The sequence below is a fragment of the Vibrio sp. 1978 genome (genome assembly GCF_033344345.1).
Genome location: NZ_JAWPOP010000253.1, coordinates 1 through 867 on the forward strand (window position 1 = coordinate 1; position 867 = coordinate 867).

General features: G+C 46.6%; 1 protein-coding gene. It reads right to left on the bottom strand.

What is annotated here, in order from left to right:
* Positions 1-812: glycine betaine/L-proline ABC transporter ATP-binding protein ProV (gene proV, locus R8N49_RS25895; RefSeq protein ID WP_318190303.1), on the bottom strand; the 812-nt coding region annotated here is incomplete at its 3' end.
* Positions 813-867: the final 55 nt, after the last annotated feature.

Consider the following 867-nt stretch of genomic DNA (forward strand, 5'->3'; position numbering starts at 1 on the left):
GCGACATTAACGCCGCGGAAAAACGCCTCGACATAATCATTGGCGGGGTTATGAAGAATTTCATCTGGTGTGCCGACTTGCACAACTTCGCCGTTTTGCATGATGGCAATTCGGTCACCGATGCGCATGGCTTCGTCCAAGTCGTGCGAAATGAACACGATGGTGCGTTTATCGTCATTTTGCAGACGAATCAATTCATCCTGCATTTCAGAACGAATCAAAGGATCGAGCGCGGAGAACGCTTCATCCATCAGCAAAATATCGGGGTCGCAAGCTAGGGCGCGGACAAGACCGACACGCTGCTTCATACCACCTGATAGTTCATCAGGAAACGATTCAGCGTAGGTATCTAATCCAACTCTCTGCAACGCTGATAATGCACTTTCGTGGCGAGCAGTCACATCGACGCCTGCGAGTTCCAGGCCGAAAGCGGCATTTTCTATCACCGACATGTGGGGCATGAGCGCAAAATTTTGAAAAACCATTGAAATGTTGTTCCGACGAACTTCGCGCAGTTCTTCTTCGGAGATGTGAGCAATGTCTTTCCCTTTGAGGTAAACACTGCCTTTGGTGGGTTCAATGAGTCGATTGAGAAGTCGAACGAGAGTGGATTTTCCTGAGCCAGAGAGACCCATAATGACAAAAATCTCGCCTTCATTGATGGTCAGAGATACATCGTTGACGCCAACGGTTAAGCCAGTTTGTTCAAAAATATCGTCTTTATCAACGCCTTTTTCGATGAGTGAGAATGCTCGCTCCGGAGCTTCTCCAAACACTTTATACAGTCCCTTAACTTCCAGTATGGGATCCATGTTAATTGTCCTTTGTTATGTGTTTATCACGAGTTAACGTTTTGTACTCTAATTA